This is a genomic window from uncultured Rothia sp. (assembly GCF_937976295.1).
Classification (GTDB): domain Bacteria; phylum Actinomycetota; class Actinomycetes; order Actinomycetales; family Micrococcaceae; genus Rothia.
Genome location: NZ_CALJRY010000322.1, coordinates 1 through 2,073, shown reverse-complemented (window position 1 = coordinate 2,073; position 2,073 = coordinate 1). Strand labels below are relative to the sequence as shown.

Annotated in this window: 2 protein-coding genes; one reads left to right on the top strand and one right to left on the bottom strand. The window is 65.5% G+C overall.

Going from position 1 to position 2,073, the window contains the following annotated elements:
- The coding region (dacB, locus tag Q0216_RS08555) for a D-alanyl-D-alanine carboxypeptidase/D-alanyl-D-alanine-endopeptidase (RefSeq protein WP_298594533.1) at positions 1–1,388 on the bottom strand (1,388 nt) is incomplete at its 3' end.
- 178 nt (positions 1,389–1,566) lie between these two features.
- On the opposite strand from dacB, the gene ppa reads away from it, so the two are divergent.
- Positions 1,567–2,052: an inorganic diphosphatase gene (gene ppa / locus Q0216_RS08550; protein ID WP_005504328.1), complete on the top strand. Its 486-nt coding sequence runs from the start codon at positions 1,567–1,569 to the stop codon at positions 2,050–2,052.
- Positions 2,053–2,073: the final 21 nt, after the last annotated feature.

The window sequence follows — 2,073 nt, the reverse complement described above, 5'->3', positions numbered from 1 at the left end:
AAAATCAGGCGGGTGCCGTCGGGTCGGGTCGCCACACCGCACAGCGAAGACACCGTGTACAGGGTGCCGGTCTTCGCCTGCACAAAAGTGCGCGCGTGCACGGCGTTCGCCGCACCAAAACGGTCGGTCAGGGTGCCGCTCACGCCCGCCACCGGGAAGGTGCTCATGAGTTGCTCGGCGTGCTCGTCGGCGTTCATGAGCGCAATAACCTGCACGAGGGTTCGGGTGGTCACGCGGTCCGTCAGCGACATGCCGCACACGTCCGCCTGCACCAGGTTTTCAATGTTCGCGCCGGCATCCACGAGCGCCTGACGCACGGTTTGCTGCGCCGCTTCGCCGCTACCTTCCTTGCCTGCGGCGATGGCGGCGCAACGGCCAAGCACCTCAGCCAGGGCGTTGTCGGATTCGAGCATCATGTGCTGCGCCTGCTCCAGCAGGGTCGCAGACTCGACCGCGGCGATTTCGACCGCTTCCGCGGGGGCGGTGCGGCGCTCTGCGAGGGTGAAGCTCAGGCCGGACTCCTTACCGGCGGTGTTGAGCGCATCCACGAACGCCTGCTGGGCGGCAACCGCCGCATCATCGGGGCGTACCGGGTTGCTTGCGGTCGATTTGCCCGGCACCGTGTGCGATTCGAGCGCGATCGGGTGAATGGGGGTGATCTGGCCGGATGCCACGTCCGCGTCATCCCAGCCGGGGTTCACGCTGGGGCCGCTAAAGAAGGTGCCGTCCAGGTAGACAGGTAGCGCCGCGGTCGGCTTTTCGCCCTCGTTCAGCGCCTTCACGGTCTGTTCGGCGAGGGTGGTCAGGCCTGCGCGTCCCACAATCTGCTTCGGGTTGGAGGCGCCCGCACCGAGTAGGGTGTCGCCGCCCGCCATGAGGTACAGTCCGGCGGTGTCGCGGGTGACGCGGGTGCGCAGGCGCGCCTGCAGGTTTGCGTAGTGGTTGAGCGCGAACAGGGTCAGCACCTTAAAGGTGGAGGCGGGCACGCGCGCGGTGTCGGCGTTGGCGGCGTACAGGTCGGCGGGTGCGGTGGTCGCCTTGATGCTGGGCAGGTTGCCGTCCATGCCGGTGACGAGCAGGCTGTACTGCGGGTAGGTGCCGTCCGCGAAGAGTGCGGTGAGGGCGTTGCGTAGCTGCTCCTGTTCCGCTTCGGGCAGCGCGGGGGCGAGGGCCGGGCTCGGAGTGGCGCTCGGGGTTGCGGAGGCGGTCACCTCGGCGGTGCCGGTCGCGCTGCCGGTCGCGCTACCGGTGGGGCTTGCGGAGCCTTCGGGGCGTTTTTGTTCGGTTGCGGCGGATCCGCAGGCGGTGAGGAGGAACATGCCGCCGAGGGTGAGGGCGGCGCGGCGGGTGAGGGTGGTGGTCTGGGTGTTGTGCTTGTTGGAAGGCATCTTTTGAGCATAGCGGGCGGATGGGGTGCCTATCGAATTTACGCTGGTTTTGGCGCCGAATACGCGGTTTCGGTGTGCGCGAACGGGTTACAATGGGTGAGTTCAACACCTAACTTTCGCACCTTGCGCGCCGAAGTCGCCGCGAAAGTGACTCTAACTCACGAGAAAGAAGGTTCCGATGGAACTCGACGTCACTATTGAAATTCCCCGCGGCTCCCGCGTGAAGTACGAAGTGGACCACGAGACCGGCCGCCTGCGCCTGGACCGCGTGCTGTTCACCTCCATGCAGTACCCCACCGCTTACGGCTACTTCGAGAACACCCTGGGTGAGGACGGCGACCCGCTGGACGCAATGCTGATCCTGGACGTTGACGTTGTTCCCGGCGTGCTGGTTGAGTCCCGCCCGGTTGCTGTGTTCAACATGACCGATGAGGCTGGCGGCGACGCTAAGGTTCTGTGCGTTCCCACCGACAAGCGCTACGACCACATCAAGTCCCTGGCTGATGTTCCCGAGCAGCTGAAGGCTGAGATTCAGCACTTCTTCGAGCGTTACAAGGACCTGGAGCCCGGCAAGTGGGTTAAGGGCGAGGGCTGGGAAGACCTGGCTGCTGCTGAGAAGATGGTCCAGGAGGCTATCGACCGTTTCGCAGCTGAGGGTCACTAAGCTGCCGCACCGTTAGGTGCA

What these genes read in the sequence shown, in the direction of transcription:
- ppa (WP_005504328.1), top strand. Translation starts at nt 1,567, where the DNA reads ATGGAACTCGACGTCACTATTGAAATTCCCCGCGGCTCCCGCGTGAAG.